The following is a 21421-nucleotide window of genomic DNA, read 5'->3' as shown; positions in this document are numbered from 1 at the left end:
CCGCGTCCGCCGAATGTCGGCGGATCAGCCGAAGCCGCCGCCGGCGTCTCCGCCGCCGAAGCCCCCGCCGTCGAATCCGCCGCCGAAACCGCCCCCGTCGTAGCCGCCCCCGAAACCTCCGCCGTCGAACCCGCCGGCGGAGCCCTGGTCGTAGCTCTCCCCGATCCACGCCGGCTCGGCCGCGAGGCCCACCGAGCCGCCCCCGACCGAGAAGTACGTGATCACCGCCGCGGAAAGCAGGAAGTTCTGCGACACGATCCCGGCCATGCCGTTGCGCATGAGCAGGTCGCGCGAATCGATGGCGTCGCGCGGATCCCGTGGGTCGAGCGTGTCGGTGGCGACGGCGGCAGGGACCGGCGCGTTCGCGGCCGCCTCGCGCTGCGCCCTGCGCTCCTCTGCGCGCCGGACGAGCTTGGCGAGCACCGTCGGGTCGTCGGATGCGGCATCCCGCTCCTTGTCGGACAGAAAGGGCCGCAGCTGCTCGAACATCTCGCGTCGACGCTCCGCCGGCAGATCCTTGAATGCCGTCGCGTGCGCGCTCTCGATGACTGAGGCGGGAAGAGTGTTGAGCAGGTAGACGTATCGCCCGATGCGCTCCTCGTCGGTCAGCGCCTCGAAGCGCTTCTTGCGCCGGAACCTCGCGAACATTCCCATGAGCGGACCTCCCCGTCGCGCCCAGGCTACCTCGCGATCGCGCCGCTTCCTAGCGATCGCGCGACGCTATCAGACCGGGCAAGTCGCGCCACAGCTCGTCGACCTGCCGGTGCGTCTCTTCGAGCGAGCCGGCGGTGTCGATCACCACGTCGGCGACCGCCAGTCGCGCCTCGTCCGACACCTGCGAGGCGAGGCGGGCCGCGGCATCCGCCTCACTCAGACCGCGCAGCTCGACGAGCCTGTGCCGCCGCACGTCGGCGGGCGCGTGGGCGACGACGATCAGCTCCCACGGGTCGTCGACGCGCGCCTCGACGAGAAGGGGAACGTCGTACACCACGACCGCTTCGGGGTCGGCCGCGAACGCCGCGGCGAACCGCTCGGCCGACTCGATCCGGACGGCCGGATGCACGATCGCGTTGAGGCGCGCGACGGCGTCGTCGTCGCCGAAAGCGCGGGTGCCCAGCGCGGCGCGGTCGAGAGACCCGTCGGCGCGGAGGATGTCGGCGCCGAACGCATCCGCGAGGTCGGCGAGCACCGGCGACCCGGGCTGCTGGACATCGCGCACGATCTGATCGGCGTCGACCACGACGGCACCGTGCTCGGCCAGCCGCCGGGCGATGGTGGACTTTCCGGACGCGATTCCACCGGTGAGTGCGACGAGAGGCATGGAACGAGGATGCCACGGCCCGGCGACCTCGTGACTGCAACCCTTGGGTGCTCCTGAGGCCCGCCTGAGGGTGGGCTGAGCCCCGAGGGCTACGGTCGGATCAACCCGAATGAAGCCGGGTCCGAAGCTCGGGGTCAGAAGGAGTAGACGTGGACGGACGTGACTGTGTGACGTCCCCCGCGCGCCGCTCCCCCTCGGCCCGAAACGCCATCAGGCGCAGCGATCGGATCCGGATTCGGTGCGGAGGGGTGGCGACCGTGGGGGCGGGCGCCACCTCATCCCGCACCGCAGGGACGCGCGCGGCGCGGCGTGTGGGGGTACACGTCACGACACGCGCGGCCTGCCTCCCCGGTGGGACCGGCACCCGAGATCCGCGCGATGCGGTTCGCCGGCCCACCGGGGCAGCCCGCCGTTCACGGCGGGCGAGCTTCGCGGACACGCCGTGACGCACCCGCCACGCCTGTTCCAGACCGCGTTCTGGGATATCATGACCGACGTCCAGGAGCCGGTGGTCGTCTCCCCGACGCCGGAGGGTGAATCGGTGGAACAAACGCGCGTCGCGGTCGTGATCGAGGATGAGGAAGACATCCGTTCCCTGCTCACTGCCGTGCTCGCGCAGGCCGGATTCGAGGTCCACGGCGCTCCCGACGGCTACATCGGGCTCGAGCTCGTTCGCGAGCACCAGCCGATCGTCACGACGCTCGACGTCAACATGCCGGGAATGGACGGCTTCGAGACCGCGAAGCGCATCCGTGCCGTCAGCACGACCTACATCGTGATGCTCAGCGCCCGCACCGAGGAGATCGACGCCCTGCAGGGACTCGAGGCCGGTGCCGACGACTACGTCGCCAAGCCGTTCCGTCCTCGCGAGCTGCGGGCGCGCATCGACGCGATGCTCCGGCGCCCGCGCCATCACATCGCCGCCGCGCCGGCCGCCGAGACGGCCGAGCCGTCGGGCGACTGGCTCGAGCATCAGGGCCTGAGGCTCAACACCGAGATGCGCGTCGTCACGGTCGACGGAGCCGATCTCGATCTCACGCGCAGCGAATTCGACATCCTCGCCGATCTCCTCGCCGCCGGCCGCCGCGTTCGCGGCAAGTCGGACCTCGCGCTGATGCTGCGCGGCGAGCAGTTCACCGGCGCTGAGTTCGTCAGCGACAGCGATGCGCGCGCGATCGAGGTGCACGTGGCGAATCTGCGACGCAAGCTCGGGGAGTCCCCCACCAATCCGCGATGGATCGAAACCGTCCGCGGGGTCGGGTACCGGCTCACCGCGCCCTGACGCTAGCCCGCCTCGGCGACGAGCACCGACGTCTCGACGCTGTCGGCGGCGCGAATCGCCGTGTCCCGCGCGCTGCCCTGGAGCGCCCGGGGGTCGTACCCGGTGGTGTCGCTCAGCGCGATCCCGACGCCGACCACCGGGATCACGCCCCCGCCGACCTTGCCCAGATCGTCGAAGAGCCCGCGGTAGATGACTCCCGCCTGACGCCGGGCCTCCGACGGAGACTCGACCAGGATTCCCACGCACAGCCCGGTGGGACCGTCCTCGCCCACGAGCGCGTTGGACGGTGCGTGACGGCGAACCCCCGTCCGCCACGTCTCGGTGACCGCACGTGCGACCTCGCTCCCGAAGGCCGTCGAGATCTGCTCGAGGTCCTCGACGCGCACGGCGATCACCCCGACGAGCTCGCCGCGCCACGAGGCGCGCTCACACAGGTCGGAGAACGCTTCGCCGAACATCGCGTGCTCGAGCACCCCGTCACGGATGGCGACGGAGGCGACCCCTCTGCGGTAACCGCGCATCGGCGCGCGCGAGGCGCGCAGCACGGAGGTCACGACGACGGCGACGATGATGAGCACCACCGTGAGGAAGCTCGTGGGGATCGTTCCGAACGCCGCTTCGAACAGCGTCGACTCCGGTCCGGCCGTGACGAACGCGGTCGTGCGCGAGACGTAGTACAGCGACTGGACCCCCAGCACGGCGCCGAGCACCCACGCGGTCCGAGATTCGCGCAGGGCGCCGCGGAGGCACTCCACCGCGCCCGCGCCGGCGAACACGACGAGCGCGGCGAACATCCACAGGGCGCCGGTCCAGGGGCCGCCCGTATCGCCGGCGATCACCACCGACCCCGCGGAGAGCACCACCCCGAGCGCCACGGCACCCGATGCCCAGTCCATGCGCCGACCGTTGAAGCGACGGCATCCGAGCCACATGCATCCCGTCCCCGCCACGAAGGCGCCGTTGCCGACGGCGACCGCCCACCACGCGTCGGGGATCTGAGTCCACACGGTGTACGCGAGGGTCGTGAGCATGGCGGCGAGGAAGCCGAGCGCCCAGATCCGACCGGCGCCCTCGTCGCGGCGCAGCAGCGTCTCGACGATGAAGAGCACGCCGCTCGTGTTGACGACGAGCGCCGTCATCACCAGAACGCTCGCGAGTTGGAGTGTCATGAGGTCGTCCCTCCCGGGGCGGTCGCGGGCAGCTTCACGATGAAGGTCGAACCGACGCCCGGTGAACTGTGGAGGCCGAGCTCGCCGCCGTGCGCACGCACGATGTCGCGAGTGATCGCCAGGCCGAGGCCGGTGCCGGCACGCCGTTCGGCGCCCGCCTTGTAGTAGCGCTGGAAGAGCCGCGACCGATCGGCGTCGGTGATCCCGATGCCCGTGTCGCGAACGAGGATCCAGGTCGAACGGCCGTCCGTGGTGGTGCCGAGGTAGACGGTGCCGCCGTCTTTGTTGTATGCGATCGCGTTCGACACGAGGTTGTCGACGACTTGGCGCAGGCGCATCGGGTCGGCCCACACCGTCGCCTCCTCCAGGCCCGTGGTGTCGATCGTGATCGCACGCGACGCCGCACGCGGCAGCAGCGCTTCGCCGGAGGCGCGGACGATGTCGCGCACGTCGAGGGACTGGGCCGCCATGGTGGCTTCGATCGACGAGGACGACGAGCTCGAAGCCGCCAGGATGTCCGCGACGATCCGCAGGAGGCGCTCCGCGTTGCGCTCGGCGATGTCGAGGTTGGCGCGCGCCTGATCGGGGATCGCCGGATCCTCGATGACGAGATCGAGGTATCCGAGGATCGAGGTCAGGGGCGTGCGCAGCTCGTGCGACACCGACGCGACCAGTTCGTCGCGCGCGCGCAGCGCCTCGAGTTCGCTCGTCACGTCGCGCGAGATCACGACGGCTCCCCCGTCGCCGCCGTCGGGGTCGATCAGGCGGCGTGCGGTGACGCTCAGCGCCTTGCGCGGGCCGGGATCCTCGCCGAACCACACGATCTGACCGCTGAAGGCCTCGCCCCGCAGCGCACGCTCGACGGGCAGCTCGTCCGGCGGGAGCCGGGTCACGCCGTCGTCCCGGAATGCGGGCGGCTGCTCGCCGTCCTCGCCCCCGAGCGCCTGCTGGAGCCGGCCGTGCGCCTCGTTCGTGACGGCGATGCGGCCGGAGCCATCGATGCGCACCAGCCCGAAGTCCACGGCATCCAGCACCTCCGTGACGACCTGCTCCTGCCGCCGGGAGCTGTCGAGGACGCCGTGCAGCAGCTGCGCCTGTTTGGCCAGCAGGGTGCGTTGAGCGTCGGAGCGGCGCGCGGTGAGGTGACTCGTGGCGGCGACCGCGAACAGGACCAGCGGCAGCAGGAAGGTCGTGTACGTCACCTGCTGTGCGCTCACCACCGCCAGCACGGAGGTGATCCCGGCGATCGCCACGATCACGGCGAAGAGCCCCAGGAGGCCGAACCCGGACGCCAGCCACGTGGTCGGGAAGATCCACAGCAGACCCATCGCCGACCCCGGCGCGGCGAGCTGGAGCAGGGTGATCGCGATGATGTCGATCGCCGGGACGACCGCGACCCAGCCGTAGGCGAGGCGGTTCCAGGGCACGACGAGGGTCGCGCCCGTCACGACAACGATCACGACCACGCCGACGAAGAACAGCACGGCGTCTCCGGGGAACGGCCCCACCGCGACGAGGGTGCCGAGCGCGAAGACGACGGAGGCGAGAAGCAGCTGGTTCAATGTGGCCGTGCGGCCCCGCGTGCGATCGGCGAAATCATCGCGCAGCCACGTGGCGCGCGCGCGACCGCCGCGCGCTTCGGGGGGACGCCGGGCGCGACGCTGTTCGCCGTGTGGCGCGCCGACCATATGGTGAAACTAGTGGATGCCGCGCCCTCCGCGCGTTCGGCTCGCGAGACTCGTCCGAACCCCGGCTCCGCGACGGATCGTCGAGGTCAGCCGGAGCGGGCGACGGCCTCGCTCACCCACCGCGCATGGAGGAGCCACGGATCGTCGACGCCGGCGGCGAGCGACCCCACGTGCGCCTCCAGCGCCGGGGAGCGCCGGAACCACTCCGTGCCGCCGAACCGGTCGTCGGCGAACTGGACGTGGCGCCGCCGCTCCACGGCGCGATCGCCGCGTTCGAAGGCGAGGAGCTCGTCGTGCCAGATGGCCGCGAGCCGCTGGCGGGGGTTCGCCGTCGTGCCGATCTTGATGCGGTCGTCGTACCGCAGGTAGTAGACGACGTCCACCCGCGGGGGCGGGAGCTCGGCGTCCACGACCTCGCCGTAGCGCCACTCGCACACGGCGCACAGCCACGCCGACCCATGGCGCACCCCGAGCCGAGAACCGCACAGGGCGCACGGTGACGGGAGGGCGTCGGTGACGCCGTTGCGCCGCTGCTCCCAGTCGGATGCTACCGCGAGATGCCATTCGCACAGCGGGATCGGGGCATCGGCGGGCACCGGGCCGCGGCATCCGCTCGCCATGAGGCAGTCTGAGGGCACGTCGCGAGGGTATGCCGCGCCGCCGACATCGGCCACGCGAAAGGGCCGGGACCCGAAGGTCCCGGCCCTTTCGACCGTATGTCTCAGCGCGTCGCGCGCCGATCGATCACGACAGCGGGATCAGCGTCCCGACAGCTTCTCGCGCAGAGCGGCGAGAGCCTCGTCGTCGGCCAGCGTTCCGACCGAGCCGCTGTCGGAGGCGAAGCTCGACGAGCCGGTCTCGGCGGGTGCGTTCGCCTCGGCCTCGAGGGCCTTGGCGACGGCGGCCTTGTGGGCCTCCCAACGACCCTGGGCCGCAGCGTACTCCTGCTCCCACTTCTCGCGCTGGGCGTCGAAACCCTCGAGCCACGCGTTGGTCTCGGGGTCGAAGCCCTCGGGGTACTTGTACTCGCCGTTCTCGTCGTACTCGGTGACCATCCCGTAGAGGGCGGGGTCGAACTCGGTGCCGAACGGGTCGACCGACTCGTTCGCCTGCTTGAGCGACAGCGAGATGCGGCGACGCTCGAGGTCGATGTCGATGATCTTGACGAAGACCTCTTCGCCGACCGACACGACCTGCTCGGCGAGCTCGACGTGCTTGCCCGAGAGCTCCGAGATGTGCACGAGGCCCTCGATGCCGTCCGCGACGCGCACGAACGCACCGAACGGAACGAGCTTGGTGACCTTGCCCGGGGCGACCTGGCCGATCGCGTGGGTGCGGGCGAAGACCTGCCACGGGTCCTCCTGGGTCGCCTTCAGCGACAGCGAGACGCGCTCACGGTCCAGGTCGACCTCGAGGATCTCGACGGTGACCTCCTGGCCGACCTCGACGACCTCGGACGCGTGCTCGATGTGCTTCCAGGACAGCTCGGAGACGTGCACGAGGCCGTCCACGCCGCCGAGGTCGACGAAGGCGCCGAAGTTGACGATCGAGGAGACGACGCCCTTGCGGACCTGACCCTTGTGCAGGTTGTTGAGGAACGTGGTGCGCGACTCGGACTGCGTCTGCTCGAGGAGCGCGCGGCGCGAGAGCACGACGTTGTTGCGGTTCTTGTCGAGCTCGAGGATCTTCGCCTCGATCTCCTGGCCGAGGTACGGCGTGAGGTCGCGCACGCGGCGGAGCTCGATCAGCGAGGCGGGGAGGAAGCCGCGCAGGCCGATGTCGACGATGAGGCCACCCTTGACGACCTCGATCACGGAGCCGGTGACGACACCGTCGTTCTCCTTGATCTTCTCGACGTCGCCCCAGGCGCGCTCGTACTGGGCGCGCTTCTTCGACAGGATGAGGCGGCCTTCCTTGTCCTCCTTCTGGAGAACGAGCGCCTCGACGGCGTCGCCGACCTTGACGACCTCGTTGGGGTCGACGTCGTGCTTGATGGAGAGCTCGCGCGAGGGGATGACGCCCTCGGTCTTGTAGCCGACGTCGAGGAGGACCTCGTCGCGGTCGATCTTCACCACGGTGCCTTCGATGAGGTCTCCGTCGTTGAAGAACTTGAGGGTCTTCTCGACCGCTGCCAGGAAGTCCTCGGCAGATCCGATGTCGTTGATCGCGACCTGCTTGGTGGCCGGGGCGGTCGTTGCGGTAGTCATGTAGTGGGTTGTCCTTGTTGGGTTGGGGTGTCGGGCTCGGGCCGAGATTTCGCCGCCCGTCCGCACGATGGCGAACGGATGCCTCGGGCCGAAGCGAAGCGGATTGTTTTCATGCGATGTCACCCTGCTGGCGACGCGAGTCGCAGCCGAGGCGTGGCAAGACAGCCACACGAGTGACACTCCAGGGTAACAGAACGCGGACTCGGACCGCGATGTTCCCGCCGGGGCGGGATGCCGAGGCTACGGGCGGAGCAGGACCTTCGTGGCACGCCGCTCGTCCATCGCGGCGTAGGCCTCGGCGGCCTCTGCGAGGGGGAGCTCGAGGTCGAACACGAGCCCGGGCCGGATGGCCCCGGAGCGGACGTCCGGAAGGAGCTCTTCGATGTAGCCGCGGACAGGGGCGACTCCCCCGTTCACGCCGACATTGGTGCCGAACATCCGGCGGATCGGCAGCTCGGGGCCGCCGTTGGGCACCCCGACGTAGCCGACCATGCCGCCCGGCCTGGCCGAGCGCAGCGCCTGATCCATCGACTCCTTCGTGCCGACGCACTCGAGGACCCGGTCCGCGCCGATTCCTCCGGTGAGTGCGAGCACCCGCTCGACCCCCTCGTCGCCGCGCTCCTCGACGATGTGCGTGGCGCCGAACTCGCGGGCGAGCGCCTGACGCTGCGGGTGACGCGACATCGCGATGATCGTGCCCGCACCCAGCCTCTTGGCGGCGATGATCGCACACAGGCCGACCGCCCCGTCGCCCACGACCGCGACCGAGTCCCCGACGCCGACTCCCGCCGACACGGCGGCGTGATGACCCGTCCCCATGACGTCGCTCAGCGTCAGCAGGCCCGGGATCTCGGCGTCGGACACCGGGCCGGGAACGACGGCGAGCGTTCCATCGGCAAGGGGGACGCGCACGCGCTCGCCCTGGCCGCCGTCGGCGAAACCGCCGAACTGGTCATCGCTGCCCCACCAGCCGCCGGAGAGGCACGACGTGCTCACGCCGTTGCGGCAGTTCGCGCACGTGCCGTCGCACACGTAGAACGGCGCGATGACGAAGTCTCCCACCGCGACAGAGCGGACATCGGGCCCGACCTCCTCGACGACGCCGACGAACTCGTGACCGATGCGGTGCGGCTCGTCGGTGGGCGTGACGCCTCGGTACGGCCACAGGTCGGAGCCGCACACGCACGCGGCGACGACGCGCACGATCGCATCGGCACCGGTGGACAGCCGCGGGTCGGGCACTTCTTCGACGCGGATGTCTCGGGGGGCGTGGATGACGGTGGCTCGCATGTTCCGAGCCTAAGCCGCACGGGCCGTCGTCAGGCGTGCGTTCCTCATCCGGCGATCGCGTGACCGATGTGCTCGTCGCCCGCGCCGAATCGGATCGTCCGGCCGATCGTGGTGTCGTCGGCGATCGTCGCCGCGATCACGGCGGCCACGTCGGCGCGCGAGACCTCGCCGCGCCCGTCGGGGTCGATCTCGATCCGCCCCGTCGGCTCGTCGTGGGTGAGGGTGCCGGGTCCGAGGATCGTCCAGTCCAGGGAACTGTTCGCGAGGTGTTCGTCGGCCGCCCACTTGGCGTCGGCGTACGCGAAGAACGAAGAGTCCGCCGCGACCCCGTGATCGGCGCGGGAGCCCAGCCACGACACCATGACGTACCGCTCGACCCCGGCTGCGGCGGCGGCGTCCATGGAGCGGATGGCGGCATCCCGGTCGACCGCATACGTGCGGGATGAATCGCCTCCTCCCGCTCCCGCCGACCACACGACGACGTCGTTGCCGCTGATCACGTTGGTGAGCTGCCCGACGTCGAACGCCTCGACGTCGGCGACGAGGGGCTGCGCGCCCGCCGCCGCGACGTCGGGCTCATGGTCGGGGTTGCGGACGACCGCGGTCACGGTATGCCCCTCGGAGACCAGGAGTCGCTCGAGCAGCAGGGCGACTTTGCCGTGTCCGCCGAAGACGAGGATGCGGGCCATGGGGAGTCCTTTCGTCGGTAGCTCAACGCTAACGCGCCGACCCTCGGCCGAGCCGGGTCTTGACGGCGGCGGCGCGGCTCCTCACGCGGCCGCGAGCGCAGCGCTCTCCGCGACGATCGCCCGCACCGCGTCGCGGCCGGCGCGGTTCGCGCCCACCGTGGACTGCGACGGCCCGTAGCCGATGACGAAAAGGCGCGGCTCGTCGAGCGAGCGGCCGTCGGCCACCCGCATGCCACCCTCCCGCGTGCGCAGGCGCAGCGGCGCGAGGTGGTCCACGGCGGCGCGGAACCCCGTCGCCCACAGGATCACGTCGGCGGGTTCGAACGTCCCGTCCGGCATGCGCACGCCGTGCTCCTCGATCGCGGAGAACATCGGATGCCGCACCAGGACGCCCCGGCGCTGGGCGGCGCGCGCCCACGGCGTCCAATGCATGCCGGTGACCCCGATCACGCTTCCCGGCGGAAGACCGCGGCGCACCCGGTCCTCGACACCCGCGATCGCGGCGATCCGCGCCGGCACGTCGAACTCCGTCTCGCTCCACTCCGGCTCGCGCCGGGTGACCCAGAAGGTGTCGGCGACGTGGGAGATCTCGTCGAGGAGCTGGATCGCGGAGACGCCCGCGCCGACGATCACGACGCGCTGACCGGCGAACTCGTCTCGGGAGACGTAGTCCGCGACGTGCAGCTGCCGCCCCCGGAATCGGTCCTGGCCGGGATAGTGCGGCCAGAACGGACGGGACCACGTGCCGGTCGCGTTGACGACGTACGACGCGGCCCAGGCTCCGGCATCCGTGTCCACGACCAGGCGCCCCGCGGGATCGTCGTCCTGTCGGCGCACGCTCCGCACGCGAACCGGACGCTGCACCTCGAGGGAGAACCGCCGCTCGTACTCCGCGAAGTAGGCGGGGAGCACATCGCGACTGGGGGCGCGGGGATCCGCGGGCGGAACCGGATATCCCGGCAGCTCGTGGATGCCGTTGACCGTGCCCATGCGCAGCGACGCCCAGCGGTGCTGCCACGCGCCGCCCGGACGCCCCTCGGCGTCGAGGACCACGAAGGTACGGGCGTCTCCGGTGGCACGAGGGGCGGGTACGAATCCCCGTCGCTGCAGATGGAAGGCTGCGGACAACCCCGCCTGACCGGCGCCGATCACGACGACGTCGACATCGCGGGGCTGCATGCCGTTCTCAACGCGGAGGCGGCGCGTCCGATTCCCTCCGCGCCCCCCGCGCGAGGATCAGTTGAGGCTTCGCGTCGAGGCGGGGATGACCCCGCCGGCGTACAGGTCCGCGGCGAGATCCTGAAGGGCGGTCAGCGCTACGCGCTGCGTCATCGGGCCGTAGGAGATGCGCGCGACGCCGAGCGCCTCGTACTCGCTCGAACTGAGGGAGCCGGGGAGGCCGATCACGCTCACCTTGCGCTCGCCGATCCCCTCGACGAGTCGCCGGGTCACGTCGGCATCGAGGATGCCCGGCACGAAGACCAGGCTCGCGCCGGCGTCGAGGTATGCCCGACCCCGTTCGATCGCGTCGGCGACGGAGTCCTCCACCGACCGCCCGCCGGCGCGCACGAACGCGTCGGTGCGGGCGTTCAGCACGAACGGGACCCCTTCGGCCTCGCCGGCGGCGACGATCGCCTCGACGACCGCGACCGACTCCGCCAGCGGCCGCAGCCGATCCTCGACGTTGGCTCCGACGACTCCTGCGCCGATCGCACGACGCACCGTCTCTCCCGCGTCCCCGTGACCGTCGTCGAGGTCGGCGGTGACGGGGAGATCCCCCACCGCATCGACGATGCGCCCGACCATGTCGAGCATCGTCTCGATCGGGATCTGGCCGTCGGCATAGCCGTACGTGGCCGCGATCGAGTGACCGGCGGTGGCGATGGCGCGCGTCTCGGGGAGCGCGGCGACGGTGCGCGCGGAGACGACGTCCCACACGTTCACCACGCGCAGGATCTCGGGGGCGGCGTGCAGATGCTCGAGGGACTGGGCTCTTTCGACCTGGGTGCTCATGGGTCCAACGCTATCCGCGCGGAGGGCCGCGGAGGCGGTCAGCCGATCGCGCCGTCGACGTACCACCACCGCTCTCCCTGACGCCGGAAGCGGCTGCGCTCGCGGAGCATGCCGGTGTCACGGCCGTGACGCCACGAGGCCCGGAACTCGACTACTCCGCGCGAGTCGGCGGAGCCGCCGGCCTCCACGTCGATGATCTCGAGTCCGGTCCATCGCTGAGCGGGGTCGAGCTCGATCGCGTCCGGCTTCGTGCCCGGATGCCACGTCTTGGCCAGGTACCGCGCGTCGCCGACGACGAACGCGGTGTAGCGCGACCGCATCAGGCGCTCTGCCGTGGGTGCGGGGCTGCCCCGCAATACGGGGCCGCAGCATCCGCCGAACTCGCTGCCGCTGCCGCACGGACACGGATCATGGTCGGCCGGGCGCGGAAACCGTGGGTCGCCTCCGGGGACGGCGGGACCGAAGGACACCTCAGCCCCCTGCCCGCACGGCGCACTCGACACAGCGGGTCGCGGCCGGTCGCGCGATCAAGCGGGCAAGCGGGATGCTGCGGCCGCAGTCCGCGCATCGTCCGTCGTCGCCGCCGGCTCGCCGTGCGATGGCGGCATCCGCCTCCGCGAGCTCTCGGACGGCATCCTCACGGAGGCCGGCGAGCCGCGCCCACTCGCTCGAGAGGGTCACGCCCTCCGGATCGTGCTCGTCGTCGGCGGTGTCGGCGCCGCGGTCCCGGCGCAGCTCGGCGATGTCGCGGTCGAGGGCGTCGAGGCGGGTCTGCGCGGCATCCCTCAGCGTGGCGAGCTGGGCGTCGCGGTCGTCATCGCCCTCGTCGTCGCGAGGGAGGAAGGAGGAGGCCATTGCCCCTCGAGCGTACGCGTCCCCTCCGACCCACGGGTGACGGCCTGGACGCGCCTCGCACCGCGCACGGCAGCCCGCGCCGGCATCCCGAGCGCGAGAGCGATCCCGCCGCTCACCGATCGGTCATGCGAACCGAGGGCCGTCCGCCGCTCCCATGCGTCGCGCAGGATGCCGCCGCGGCGAGCGAGCGGCGCGCGCGGCACGAGCAGTCCCGCTTCGCGCGCCTCGATCAGCCGGATGAGCCGCGAGTCCCAGTCGTCGGCGGCGGCGTCGTGGAAGTAGTTGTCCTCCAGCCATGCCGGGTCGGGGATCCGGAAGCGGCGCGCGACGACGTCGTCCTCACCGCCCAGGAGCCCCGCCTCGGCCAGGACCTCGTTGATCAGTTCGGGTGCGACCCCGAAGAGGTCGAGGGCGATCACCGGGATGCCGCGTCCGACCGCTTCGATCGCGGCCGTCGAACTCACCGTCACGAGGCCCTCGGCCGTGTCGAGCGCCTCTCGCATCGATGCGGTGCTCGTCGACAGATTCGGCGGGAGGGGACCCAGGGCGGCCAGCAGATCGGGATACGCATCGCGCTCGGCATGAGTCTGCTGTTCCCCCGCTCCGGCGCGCAGCTTGACCACGACCCGCCGTGTCGGATCGACCTCGGCCGCTCGTCGCAGCAGACGCGCGATCCGGACGCGGTCCGCGCGCTCCGCGGGCACCTTCGCCTGACCGGCGAACACGAGGTCCGTTCCCCGTGGCCCCGACGCGATGCCACCACGCGCGAAGGGCAGGGTCGCGAGAGCGAAGCGCTGCGGCATCCCCCGTTCCCGCGCCAGAGCGTCGAAGTCGCGGCACTCCCGGCGGGAGTGGAGCACGAACAGGTCGCACTGCGTGCGGTAGGAGATCGCCTTGCGCGTGGCGGGGATCGAGATGCCGGGAAGTCCCGTCACCAGCACGGGTCGCGGCGACAGCGCGGCGATCTCGCGCGCGAGGACGCGCACGAGCGGTCCCCGTGCCGCGAGCAGGACCGCGTCGGCACCGTCGACTGACGCCGCGAGCCGGTCCCACGTCACGCGCGAAACCTGTGTCGCGGCCAGTCCGCTGCCCGAGACGGCCGCCGAGAGCTGCGCTTCCGACACGACCAGCGGAGTCTCGAGCACGAGGAGAGAGGCATCCCACTCCGTCAGGCCGCCGATCAGCGCCGCCGCCCACTTGACGTAGGAGTCGGTGTCGGCGACGGCGACGATCCGCCGACCGGTGCTCACGCGGGAACGCGACGCAGCTTCGCCATCGGAGCGAGCTCGCCGGGGTACACGCGCTTGACGCCGTCGCCCAGCGCCTCCTCGATGACGCGGATGTCGCGCACGAGGTGCTGCAGGCCCGTCGGCTCGAGCGAGGCGGCGTGATCGGATCCCCACATCGTGCGGTCGATCGTGATGTGGCGCTCGACGGCCACGGCGCCCAGCGCCACGGCGGCGAGCGAGATCTGGAGACCGCGCTCGTGCCCGGAATAGCCGACGGGGACGCCCGGATACCGGTCTCGGAGAGCGGGGATCATGCGCAGGTTCGCCTCGGCGGGCTCCATCGGGTAGGTCGAGGTCGCGTGGAGCAGGAGGAGCCGCTCGGTGCCGAGCACGCCGATCGCCGCGTCGATCTGCTCGATGGTCGACATCCCGGTCGAGAGGATGATCGTCTTGCCCGTGTCTCGAAGGGCGCGCAGGAGATCATGGTCGGTGAGCGAGGCCGAGGCGACCTTGTGCGCGGCGACGCCGAGGTCCTCGAGGAATGCCACGCTCGGCTCGTCCCACGGCGATGCGAACCACTCGAGCCCGCGCAGCAGTGCGTGATCGGAGATCTCGATGTACTGATCGCGGTCGAACTCGACGCGGCGGCGGTAGTCGAGGTAGCTCATCGTCCCCCACGGCGTCTCGCGAGGCAGGTCGCGCATGTGCTCGGGTGTGGCGATCTCGGGCGTGCGCTTCTGGAACTTCACGGCGTCCGCATCGGCGTCGGCGGCGACATCGATCAGCTGCTTGGCCAGCTCGACATCGCCGTTGTGGTTGAGGCCGATCTCCGCGATGACGTAGGCGGGACGACCGCCTCCGATGACGCGGGATCCGATCGTGACGGTCATGCTCTCTCCTGGGGTCGGACGGAGGGGGGAACGGATGCCGCGGCCCGGCCCGCGAGCACGCGGTCGGCGAGGTCGCGCACGGCACCCGCGCCGCCGGGTTTGTCGAGCACCACCCGTGCTGCGGCGAGCACCTGCGGGTGGGCACCGGGGACGGCGACCGGCCAGCCGACGAGCTCGAGGCAGGCGAGATCGTTGACGTCGTTGCCGAGGTAGGCGGTGCGCGAGAGCGCGATGTCGTGGCGGGCGGCCCAGTCGCGCAGCGCCGCGGCCTTGTCTGCGACGCCGTGCACGACCTCCACGCGCAGCTTCGCCGCGCGCGCGGCCACCACCGGGTTGGTCTCGGTCGAGAGGATGAGGACCGGCACGCCGGCCGCGCGCAGGAGCGCGACGCCCATGCCGTCGGTGCGGCTCACCGTGACCGATTCGGTGCCGTCCTGGGACAGCTGGAGCGAGTCGTCGGTGTGCACGCCGTCGAAGTCGGTGACGACCGCGTCGACGGCGAGGGGACCGGGAGCGTCGATGAGCGGCGCCAATGCGCGTGCGATCTCGAGCTCGCCCTCGCTGTCGATCTCGATCGCGGTCCGCGCGGGCACCTCGACGAATCCGACGCTTCCGAAGAAGCGGTGCCGCAGCGCCCGGAACCCCGCCGCGCGCAGCACGTAGAAGGCGCCGGTCTCGAGGTAGTGCGGGTCGCGGTCCTGGCGGCGGGGGCGGACCTCGGCGTCGTGGTTCACGGCCTCGGCAGCGCTGGACGCCGTCCGGGCCCAGAGGAAGCCGTAGGTCTGCACCGCCGAGAACACGCTGTCACGACGACGCGACCGCACGAGCTGGATCGCCTCCTCGAGCGCCGGTGCGTCGATGAACGGGGACGTCGCCTGCAGGAACGCCAGCACGCCGACGTCGGCTCCGCGCTCCTCCAGGACGGCGAGCGCGTGCAGCAGCGCGCTCTCGGAGCTGGCGGTGTCGCCCGCGAGCTCGTCGGGCCGGATGATGACGTCGGCGCCCCACTCGGCCGCGACAGCGGCGATGTCATGGTCGTCGGTCGTCACCACGACGCGATCGATCGACGGGCACCGCTGGGCCGCGTCGATCGCGCGCGCCACGAGCGGGATCCCACCGACCCGGCGAAGGTTCTTTCGGATGACGCCCTTCGACCCGCCCCGCGCCGGGACGATGGCGACGACTTCGCTCATGCCGACGCCTCCCGCTGTGCGGGGGCGACGTCGCCGACGCTCACGATCGACCCGGTGCCCTCGAGGATCAACGGCAGGGTGGTGGCGGTACTCGAGGCGAGGGTCCGGACATCGAGGGCCTCGACGGCGCCGGCCAACACGAGTTCGACCGGCAGCTCGGTCCGGCGCACCGTGATCCCGGGCACCGCGGCGACGGCGGACAGCTGCGCCGCCGTCTCGCGCCGATGCGGAAGGTAGACCGCGGGGCCGGGGGCCGCGGCATCCCTCACCCAGGAGAGGTAGTCGGCGACGTCGAGTCGTCCGTCGACGGGCTGCGCGCTGCCGAGCACGATCCGCGCGCCGAGGCCGGCGGCGGCCGGCGCGGTCTCCCTGGTCCACTCGAAGCGGTGATGGCGGATGCCGAAGCCTCGGTCCGACAGCGCGTCGACGCGTTCGTGCCCGAAGTCGAAAGCGGTGAAGAATTCGGCACGGCGACTCAGCGCACGACGAAGGACGATCTCGTGCGCGAAGGGCGCGAAGAGCGTGGTGAGTCCGCGCTCGTGCACCCCGGGTCGCGAATAGGGGCGCCGTCCGAGCAGAGAGTCGGCATAGGGCAGCGCATTCGCGCCGTCGTCGAGGAACGTCACGCGCCGCGGACGCAGAAGGGATGCCGCGAGCCGGAACTGCCCCGAGAAGCCATCCCCGACGAGCCAGTGCCCGTGGCGGGCGAGAAGCGAGAACGGCACGCCGACGTAGGGTTCCATCGGACCGAAGCGGGCGCGTCGGGCGACGAGCGCGTCGGCGGTTGCCGACATCTGCGCGGTCAGCCTGCCGGCAACCGGAACCGTCGTGCGGTGAGCGGCCGCCCACTCCGCCGCCCCGATGAGCTGGAGCGGCGATTCGACCCATGCGATCACGTCTTCGCGCGCCATGAGACCTCCTCCGGCCGTTTTCCCCACGGTGGACGTCGACGGTGAACGAGTCACCAGATCCCCGTGGTACGAGAGGGGTCAGGCTGGTGAACGGGCGGTGCTACTCCCTCGGACTGGTGCAGCGGGCCCGCAGCAGGCAGGGTGAACCCATGAATCGCGTGACCGCCGACATCGCCCTCTCCCTGGACGGCTACTCCGCCGGCCCCGATCAGTCCGAGGAGCACCCCCTCGGCGTGTTCGCCGAGGATGCGCTGCACGGCTGGATGTTCCAGCACGCCGAGGACCATCGCGCGGAACTCGACGCGATCCTGGAGGCGCGTGCGTACGTCATGGGTCGCAACATGTTCGGGCCGGTGCGCGGCGAATGGGAGGGAGATTGGCGCGGCTGGTGGGGTCCGGAACCGCCCTACCGGGGCCCGGTCTTCGTACTCACCCACCATCCGCGCGAGCCGGTGGAGATGGCCGGCGGCACGACGTTCCACTTCGTGACCGATGGCCCGGAGTCCGCGCTGGCGCAGGCGCGTGACGCCGCAGGCGACGGCTCGGTGTCGATCGCGGGAGGCGCGAGCACCCTCAACCAGTTCCTCGCGGCCGGTCTCATCGACGAGCTGCGGCTGCACATCGCACCGGTGACGCTCGGTCTCAACGGCCGCTCCGACGTGGTCCGACTCTTCGACGGGGTGCCGCCTCTCGCCCTGGCTCCGGTGAGCGTGCGCGGCACGCCCCACGTCACCCACGTGACGTACCGCCTGGGCTGACGGAGTCGGGCCCCCGTGCCAGGATGAGGCGCGTGACCGACCGCCTCATGCTCCTCGACTCCGCCAGCCTGTACTTCCGCGCCTTCTACGGCGTGCCCGACACCGTGAAGGCGCCGGACGGGACGCCGGTGAACGCGGTGCGCGGATTCCTCGACATCATCACGCGGCTCGTCACCACCTATCGCCCCACGCATCTCGTCGCGTGCTGGGACGACGACTGGCGTCCGCAATGGCGCGTCGACCTCATCCCCACGTACAAGACCCACCGCGTCGCCGAGGTCGTCGCCACCGGCCCCGACGTCGAGGTCGTGCCCGACCCTCTCGAGGCTCAGGTGCCGGTCATCCGCGAAACTCTCGACGCCCTCGGCATCGTGATCGTCGGGCACGAGGCACACGAGGCGGACGACGTCATCGGCACCCTCGCGACCCGCGCAGTATTGCCGGTGGACATCGTCACGGGCGACCGCGACCTGTTCCAGCTCGTCGACGACGATCGAGGGGTGCGGGTGATCTACACCGCGCGCGGCATGAGCAACCTCGAGGTCGTCACCGACGCCACCGTCGTGACGAAGTACGGCGTGCTGCCTTCCCAATACGCCGACTTCGCGACGCTGCGCGGAGACTCGTCCGACGGACTGCCGGGCGTCGCGGGCATCGGCGAGAAGACCGCGGCGGGTCTGCTCGCCGCGCACGGCGATCTCGCCGGGATCCTCGCCGCGGCAGAGTCCGGCGAAGGAATGTCCGCCGGCGTCCGTGCCAAGCTCGACGCGGGTCGTCCCTATCTGGCCGTCGCGCCGACCGTCGTCGAGGTCGTGCGGGACCTGCCGCTTCCGGAGGTCGACGCCCGGCTGCGTTCGCTCGACGACAGCCGCCGGGCCGACGCGGAAGCGCTCGCCGGGCAATGGGCACTGGGCTCGTCTATGTCGAGGATCATCGACGCGCTGGACGGGGTCGGCTCCGACTGATCAGTCTCCCCAGATCCTCCAGCGCCTCAGGGTCGGCGGCAGGTCAGCGCGGCCGGCTGGTCCACTCGCGCAGTCGATCGAGCGGCCAGGTGGTCACGATGCGGTCCGCCGGCACCCCGGCGTTCTCGGCGCGCGCTGCACCGTGATCCAGCAGTGACAGCTGTCCCGGGGCGTGCGCGTCGGAGTCGATCGAGAAGAGGCATCCGCTCCGCAGCGCCATCGCGATGAGCTCATCGGGCGGGTCCTGCCGTTCGGGGCGGGAATTGATCTCGACGGCCACGCCGTGCGCGGCGCAGGCCTCGAACACGGCGCCCGCGTCGAACGTCGATTGCGGCCTCGTCCCCCGTGACCCCTCGACCAGTCGTCCCGTGACATGACCGAGCACGTCCACTCGCGGATCGGACGCGGCCGCCACGAGGCGCCGGGTCATCGGCCCGCGCTCCATCCGGAGCTTCGAGTGCGCGGACGCCACCACGATGTCGAGTTCGTCGAGCAGGTCGGGCTCCTGGTCGAGCGAACCGTCGTCGAGGATGTCGACCTCGATGCCCGACAGCAGGGTGAAGCCGTCGCCGCTCATTCCGGCGACGACTTTCAGTTGCGCGCGCAGCCGCTGGGGCGAGAGGCCGTTCGCCACACGGAGACGGGGCGAGTGATCCGTCAGCGCGAGGTACTCGTGTCCGAGCGAGCGGGCGGCCGCCACCATGAGGTCGATCGACGTCAGGCCGTCCGACCACTCGCTGTGCGAGTGAAGGTCGCCGCGGAGCTTCGCCCGCAGACCGGACGCCACGGGAACGCCCGCGCGCTCCCGCAGGTCGCTCAGGTAGGCGGGGACGTTCCCCGCCAGCGCTTCCTGGATGACCGCGAAGGAGGAGTCGCCGATCCCCTTGCGACGGCGGAGGGATGCGGCATCCCGAAGCTGCTCGTCGGTCAGCTCCGCGATCGCGTCGGCGGCAGCGCGGAACGCCTTGGACTTGTAGCGCGACGATCGCTCCCGCTCGAGCAGCGTGGCGATCTCGGTGAGCGCGTCGTGCGGGTTCACGGGTGGCCCTCGGTCAGGGCGCCAGGTCGCGCGTGACCTCGACCCAGCGATCCAGCGTCGTCGTGGCGGCGCCCGAATCGATCGCCGCTGCGGCATCGTCCCTCGCCTCGGCGAGCCGCTCGAGGATCGGGCGCTGCACCTGCGCGGCATCCCGGAAGAGGCGGTAGGCCACGATCCCCGCTGCGGCGTTGAGGAGCACGATGTCGCGCACCGGCCCCTCCTCCCCCGCGAGGACGCGGCGCACGACCTGAGCGTTGTGCGCCGGATCGGCCCCGAGCAGATCGTCGATATCCGCGAGCGGGATTCCCAGATCACGGGGATCCAGGTCGTGCTCGTGGATGTCGCCGCGGCTCACCTCCCACAGCCGGCTGTGACCGGTGGTGGTCAGCTCGTCCAGTCCGTCGTCGCCGCGGAAGACCAGGGCGGTCGCGCCGCGGGTACGGAACACGCCGGTGATGAGGGGGACGCGATCGAGGTGCGCGACGCCGACGGCATTGGCCTCGGCGCGGGCGGGGTTGCACAGCGGGCCGAGGAAGTTGAACACCGTCGGCACGCCGAGCTCGCTCCGAGTGGGCCCCGCGTGACGGAACCCGGGGTGGAAGGCCGCCGCGAACGCGAACGTGATGCCCGCTCGCGAGAGCGCCTCCGCGACGGCTTCCGGCGGAAGCGACAGGTCCACGCCGAGCGCCGCGAGCACGTCCGACGAGCCGGACGAGGAGCTGGCGGCGCGGTTGCCGTGCTTGACGACGGGGATGCCGGATGCCGCGGCCACGAGCGCCGCCATGGTCGAGACGTTCACGGTGCCGAAGCGGTCGCCGCCGGTGCCGACGATGTCGAGCACGGCCGGGTCCACCCGCAGCGGCAGCGCAGCCTCGAGGATCGCGTCGCGGAATCCGACGATCTCGTCCACGGTCTCGCCCTTGCCCCGCAGCGCCACCAGGAACGCGCCGAGCTGCGAGGGCGTCGCCGAGCCCGACATGATCTGACGCATCGCCCAGGTCGACTCCGAGACACTCAGATCCTGCCTCTCCAGGAGGGTCGTGAGGATGCCCGGCCAGGTGTACAGCTCCGCCATAACGCAGAAGCCTAGCCGCGCCCCCGAACCGGAACCGTTTCGTGACACGGGATGCCGCTTCCCGCGGTTCTGCGTCCTCATCGCATGTTCACGGTGAACTCCCGTGGTTCTCTTAGGGTCGCCTAAGCTCTACCGGAGATCACGACTTGCCTCCCGATGGGAAACTCGGGTCGCACCATCGGCCATAATGGGGAGCGTGACGACCACTACAGCGACCTACGCCCAGGCCATGCGGTCCGTCAAGCGGCCCGATCCGGTCGCCGTCGGCACCATCGTGTGGCTGGGCAGCGAGGTGATGTTCTTCGCGGGCCTCTTCGCGATCTACTTCACCCTGCGCAGCACCTCCCCCGATCTGTGGGCGCAGGAGACCGCGCTTCTCAACATCCCCTACGCGACCGTCAACACGATCATCCTCGTGCTGTCCTCGGTCACGTGCCAGATGGGCGTGTTCGCCGCGGAGCGCTTCCAGCCCTACACCGTGAAGTCGAACTCGTTCTGGCAGCGCTGGGGCATGGTCGAGTGGTTCTGGCTCACCTTCGCCCTGGGCGCGATCTTCGTGTCCGGCCAGGTGTGGGAGTACGCCCAGCTCGTCGCCGAGGGCATGCCGATCGACGCCAACTCCTACGCGTCGGCCTTCTATCTCACCACCGGCTTCCACGCCCTGCACGTGACCGGCGGCCTCATCGCGTTCCTCCTGGTCATCGGCCGGGCCTACGCGGTCAAGAACTTCGGGCGCAAAGAGATGACGTCCTCGATCGTCGTGTCGTACTACTGGCACTTCGTCGACGTCGTCTGGATCGCGCTGTTCCTCGTCATCTACTTCCTGAAATAAGAGCGGAGCTGATTC

General features: G+C 71.0%; 22 protein-coding genes. 4 read left to right on the top strand and 18 right to left on the bottom strand.

The window, feature by feature from the left end; all coding sequences use genetic code 11:
* Window positions 1-24: 24 nt before the first annotated feature.
* Both ACFQ0P_RS13150 and coaE read right to left on the bottom strand, forming a co-directional pair.
* A complete protein-coding gene (locus ACFQ0P_RS13150) occupies window positions 25-648 on the bottom strand; it encodes a hypothetical protein (protein ID WP_204979117.1) in 624 nt (207 codons plus the stop codon).
* Window positions 649-703: 55 nt separating this feature from the next.
* Entirely contained in the window at window positions 704-1321 is a 618-nt protein-coding gene (gene coaE, locus ACFQ0P_RS13145) for a dephospho-CoA kinase (RefSeq protein ID WP_204979116.1), read from the bottom strand.
* A gap of 487 nt (window positions 1322-1808) precedes the next feature.
* Between coaE and ACFQ0P_RS13140 the strand changes: the two genes are divergently transcribed.
* A complete protein-coding gene (locus ACFQ0P_RS13140; RefSeq protein WP_204979115.1) occupies window positions 1809-2603 on the top strand; it encodes a response regulator transcription factor in 795 nt (264 codons plus the stop codon).
* Between the two features lie 2 nt (window positions 2604-2605).
* Here ACFQ0P_RS13140 and ACFQ0P_RS13135 read toward each other — a convergent pair whose 3' ends face one another.
* The 14 genes from ACFQ0P_RS13135 to ACFQ0P_RS13070 all read right to left on the bottom strand — a co-directional run bounded on the left by ACFQ0P_RS13135 (window position 2606) and on the right by ACFQ0P_RS13070 (window position 16737).
* Entirely contained in the window at window positions 2606-3772 is a 1167-nt protein-coding gene (locus tag ACFQ0P_RS13135) for a hypothetical protein (protein ID WP_204979114.1), read from the bottom strand.
* Window positions 3769-5460, bottom strand: a complete 1692-nt coding sequence (locus tag ACFQ0P_RS13130; RefSeq protein WP_204979113.1) for a sensor histidine kinase — start codon at window positions 5458-5460, stop codon at window positions 3769-3771. The genes ACFQ0P_RS13135 and ACFQ0P_RS13130 overlap by 4 nt, the downstream gene beginning before the upstream one ends.
* Window positions 5461-5546: 86 nt before the next feature.
* Window positions 5547-6080: a GIY-YIG nuclease family protein gene (locus ACFQ0P_RS13125; RefSeq protein WP_204981415.1), complete on the bottom strand. Its 534-nt coding sequence runs from the start codon at window positions 6078-6080 to the stop codon at window positions 5547-5549.
* A gap of 138 nt (window positions 6081-6218) precedes the next feature.
* Window positions 6219-7667, bottom strand: coding sequence for a 30S ribosomal protein S1 (rpsA, locus tag ACFQ0P_RS13120; RefSeq protein WP_204979112.1), 1449 nt, complete (start codon window positions 7665-7667; stop codon window positions 6219-6221).
* A 240-nt stretch (window positions 7668-7907) separates the two neighbouring features.
* Entirely contained in the window at window positions 7908-8957 is a 1050-nt protein-coding gene (locus tag ACFQ0P_RS13115) for a zinc-dependent alcohol dehydrogenase family protein (protein WP_204979111.1), read from the bottom strand.
* 44 nt (window positions 8958-9001) lie between these two features.
* Window positions 9002-9646, bottom strand: a complete 645-nt coding sequence (locus ACFQ0P_RS13110) for an SDR family oxidoreductase (protein WP_204979110.1) — start codon at window positions 9644-9646, stop codon at window positions 9002-9004.
* An 81-nt stretch (window positions 9647-9727) separates the two neighbouring features.
* Entirely contained in the window at window positions 9728-10825 is a 1098-nt protein-coding gene (locus ACFQ0P_RS13105) for an NAD(P)-binding domain-containing protein (protein WP_204979109.1), read from the bottom strand.
* Between the two features lie 57 nt (window positions 10826-10882).
* Window positions 10883-11659 (bottom strand): isocitrate lyase/PEP mutase family protein, encoded by a 777-nt coding sequence (locus ACFQ0P_RS13100; RefSeq protein ID WP_204979108.1) that lies wholly within the window; start codon window positions 11657-11659, stop codon window positions 10883-10885.
* A 38-nt stretch (window positions 11660-11697) separates the two neighbouring features.
* Complete coding sequence (locus ACFQ0P_RS13095; RefSeq protein WP_378772520.1) at window positions 11698-12129, bottom strand: YchJ family protein; 432 nt, start codon at window positions 12127-12129, stop codon at window positions 11698-11700.
* A gap of 1 nt (window position 12130) precedes the next feature.
* Window positions 12131-12514, bottom strand: a complete 384-nt coding sequence (locus ACFQ0P_RS13090) for a TraR/DksA family transcriptional regulator (RefSeq protein WP_204979106.1) — start codon at window positions 12512-12514, stop codon at window positions 12131-12133.
* On the bottom strand, window positions 12445-13764 hold the full coding sequence (locus ACFQ0P_RS13085) for a DUF6716 putative glycosyltransferase (RefSeq protein ID WP_204979105.1): 1320 nt from the start codon (window positions 13762-13764) through the stop codon (window positions 12445-12447). The genes ACFQ0P_RS13090 and ACFQ0P_RS13085 overlap by 70 nt, the downstream gene beginning before the upstream one ends.
* Entirely contained in the window at window positions 13761-14633 is an 873-nt protein-coding gene (locus ACFQ0P_RS13080; RefSeq protein ID WP_204979104.1) for an N-acetylneuraminate synthase family protein, read from the bottom strand. The genes ACFQ0P_RS13085 and ACFQ0P_RS13080 overlap by 4 nt, the downstream gene beginning before the upstream one ends.
* Window positions 14630-15826, bottom strand: a complete 1197-nt coding sequence (locus tag ACFQ0P_RS13075; RefSeq protein ID WP_204979103.1) for a cytidylyltransferase domain-containing protein — start codon at window positions 15824-15826, stop codon at window positions 14630-14632. The genes ACFQ0P_RS13080 and ACFQ0P_RS13075 overlap by 4 nt, the downstream gene beginning before the upstream one ends.
* Window positions 15823-16737: a hypothetical protein gene (locus ACFQ0P_RS13070; protein WP_204979102.1), complete on the bottom strand. Its 915-nt coding sequence runs from the start codon at window positions 16735-16737 to the stop codon at window positions 15823-15825. Before ACFQ0P_RS13070 ends, ACFQ0P_RS13075 begins: the two co-directional genes overlap by 4 nt.
* Before the next feature lie 149 nt (window positions 16738-16886).
* On the opposite strand from ACFQ0P_RS13070, the gene ACFQ0P_RS13065 reads away from it, so the two are divergent.
* Both ACFQ0P_RS13065 and ACFQ0P_RS13060 read left to right on the top strand, forming a co-directional pair.
* Window positions 16887-17495 (top strand): dihydrofolate reductase family protein, encoded by a 609-nt coding sequence (locus ACFQ0P_RS13065; protein WP_204979101.1) that lies wholly within the window; start codon window positions 16887-16889, stop codon window positions 17493-17495.
* A gap of 32 nt (window positions 17496-17527) precedes the next feature.
* Complete coding sequence (locus ACFQ0P_RS13060; protein ID WP_204979100.1) at window positions 17528-18460, top strand: 5'-3' exonuclease; 933 nt, start codon at window positions 17528-17530, stop codon at window positions 18458-18460.
* Between the two features lie 43 nt (window positions 18461-18503).
* On the opposite strand, the gene ACFQ0P_RS13055 is transcribed toward ACFQ0P_RS13060, so the two are convergent.
* Together ACFQ0P_RS13055 and trpD are read right to left on the bottom strand one after the other, a co-directional pair.
* Window positions 18504-19499: a PHP domain-containing protein gene (locus ACFQ0P_RS13055; protein ID WP_204979099.1), complete on the bottom strand. Its 996-nt coding sequence runs from the start codon at window positions 19497-19499 to the stop codon at window positions 18504-18506.
* A gap of 13 nt (window positions 19500-19512) precedes the next feature.
* Complete coding sequence (trpD, locus tag ACFQ0P_RS13050) at window positions 19513-20574, bottom strand: anthranilate phosphoribosyltransferase (protein WP_204979098.1); 1062 nt, start codon at window positions 20572-20574, stop codon at window positions 19513-19515.
* Between the two features lie 187 nt (window positions 20575-20761).
* On the opposite strand from trpD, the gene ctaE reads away from it, so the two are divergent.
* On the top strand, window positions 20762-21406 hold the full coding sequence (gene ctaE, locus ACFQ0P_RS13045) for an aa3-type cytochrome oxidase subunit III (protein ID WP_204979097.1): 645 nt from the start codon (window positions 20762-20764) through the stop codon (window positions 21404-21406).
* Window positions 21407-21421: the final 15 nt, after the last annotated feature.

The organism is Microbacterium insulae (genome assembly GCF_042677065.1).
Taxonomy (GTDB): Bacteria; Actinomycetota; Actinomycetes; order Actinomycetales; family Microbacteriaceae; genus Microbacterium; species Microbacterium insulae.
This window is presented reverse-complemented; position numbering and strand designations above follow the sequence as displayed.

Coding starts and splice junctions, on each gene's coding strand:
- ACFQ0P_RS13065 (WP_204979101.1), top strand. CDS start 16,887: ATGAATCGCGTGACCGCCGACATCGCCCTCTCCCTGGACGGCTACTCC.
- ACFQ0P_RS13135 (WP_204979114.1), bottom strand. CDS start 3,772: ATGACACTCCAACTCGCGAGCGTTCTGGTGATGACGGCGCTCGTCGTC.
- ACFQ0P_RS13110 (WP_204979110.1), bottom strand. CDS start 9,646: ATGGCCCGCATCCTCGTCTTCGGCGGACACGGCAAAGTCGCCCTGCTG.
- ACFQ0P_RS13125 (WP_204981415.1), bottom strand. CDS start 6,080: ATGGCGAGCGGATGCCGCGGCCCGGTGCCCGCCGATGCCCCGATCCCG.
- ACFQ0P_RS13105 (WP_204979109.1), bottom strand. CDS start 10,825: ATGCAGCCCCGCGATGTCGACGTCGTCGTGATCGGCGCCGGTCAGGCG.
- ACFQ0P_RS13115 (WP_204979111.1), bottom strand. CDS start 8,957: ATGCGAGCCACCGTCATCCACGCCCCCCGAGACATCCGCGTCGAAGAA.
- ACFQ0P_RS13090 (WP_204979106.1), bottom strand. CDS start 12,514: ATGGCCTCCTCCTTCCTCCCTCGCGACGACGAGGGCGATGACGACCGC.
- ACFQ0P_RS13075 (WP_204979103.1), bottom strand. CDS start 15,826: ATGAGCGAAGTCGTCGCCATCGTCCCGGCGCGGGGCGGGTCGAAGGGC.
- ctaE (WP_204979097.1), top strand. CDS start 20,762: ATGGGGAGCGTGACGACCACTACAGCGACCTACGCCCAGGCCATGCGG.
- rpsA (WP_204979112.1), bottom strand. CDS start 7,667: ATGACTACCGCAACGACCGCCCCGGCCACCAAGCAGGTCGCGATCAAC.
- ACFQ0P_RS13100 (WP_204979108.1), bottom strand. CDS start 11,659: ATGAGCACCCAGGTCGAAAGAGCCCAGTCCCTCGAGCATCTGCACGCC.
- ACFQ0P_RS13150 (WP_204979117.1), bottom strand. CDS start 648: ATGTTCGCGAGGTTCCGGCGCAAGAAGCGCTTCGAGGCGCTGACCGAC.
- ACFQ0P_RS13070 (WP_204979102.1), bottom strand. CDS start 16,737: ATGGCGCGCGAAGACGTGATCGCATGGGTCGAATCGCCGCTCCAGCTC.
- ACFQ0P_RS13080 (WP_204979104.1), bottom strand. CDS start 14,633: ATGACCGTCACGATCGGATCCCGCGTCATCGGAGGCGGTCGTCCCGCC.
- ACFQ0P_RS13130 (WP_204979113.1), bottom strand. CDS start 5,460: ATGGTCGGCGCGCCACACGGCGAACAGCGTCGCGCCCGGCGTCCCCCC.
- ACFQ0P_RS13140 (WP_204979115.1), top strand. CDS start 1,809: ATGACCGACGTCCAGGAGCCGGTGGTCGTCTCCCCGACGCCGGAGGGT.
- coaE (WP_204979116.1), bottom strand. CDS start 1,321: ATGCCTCTCGTCGCACTCACCGGTGGAATCGCGTCCGGAAAGTCCACC.
- trpD (WP_204979098.1), bottom strand. CDS start 20,574: ATGGCGGAGCTGTACACCTGGCCGGGCATCCTCACGACCCTCCTGGAG.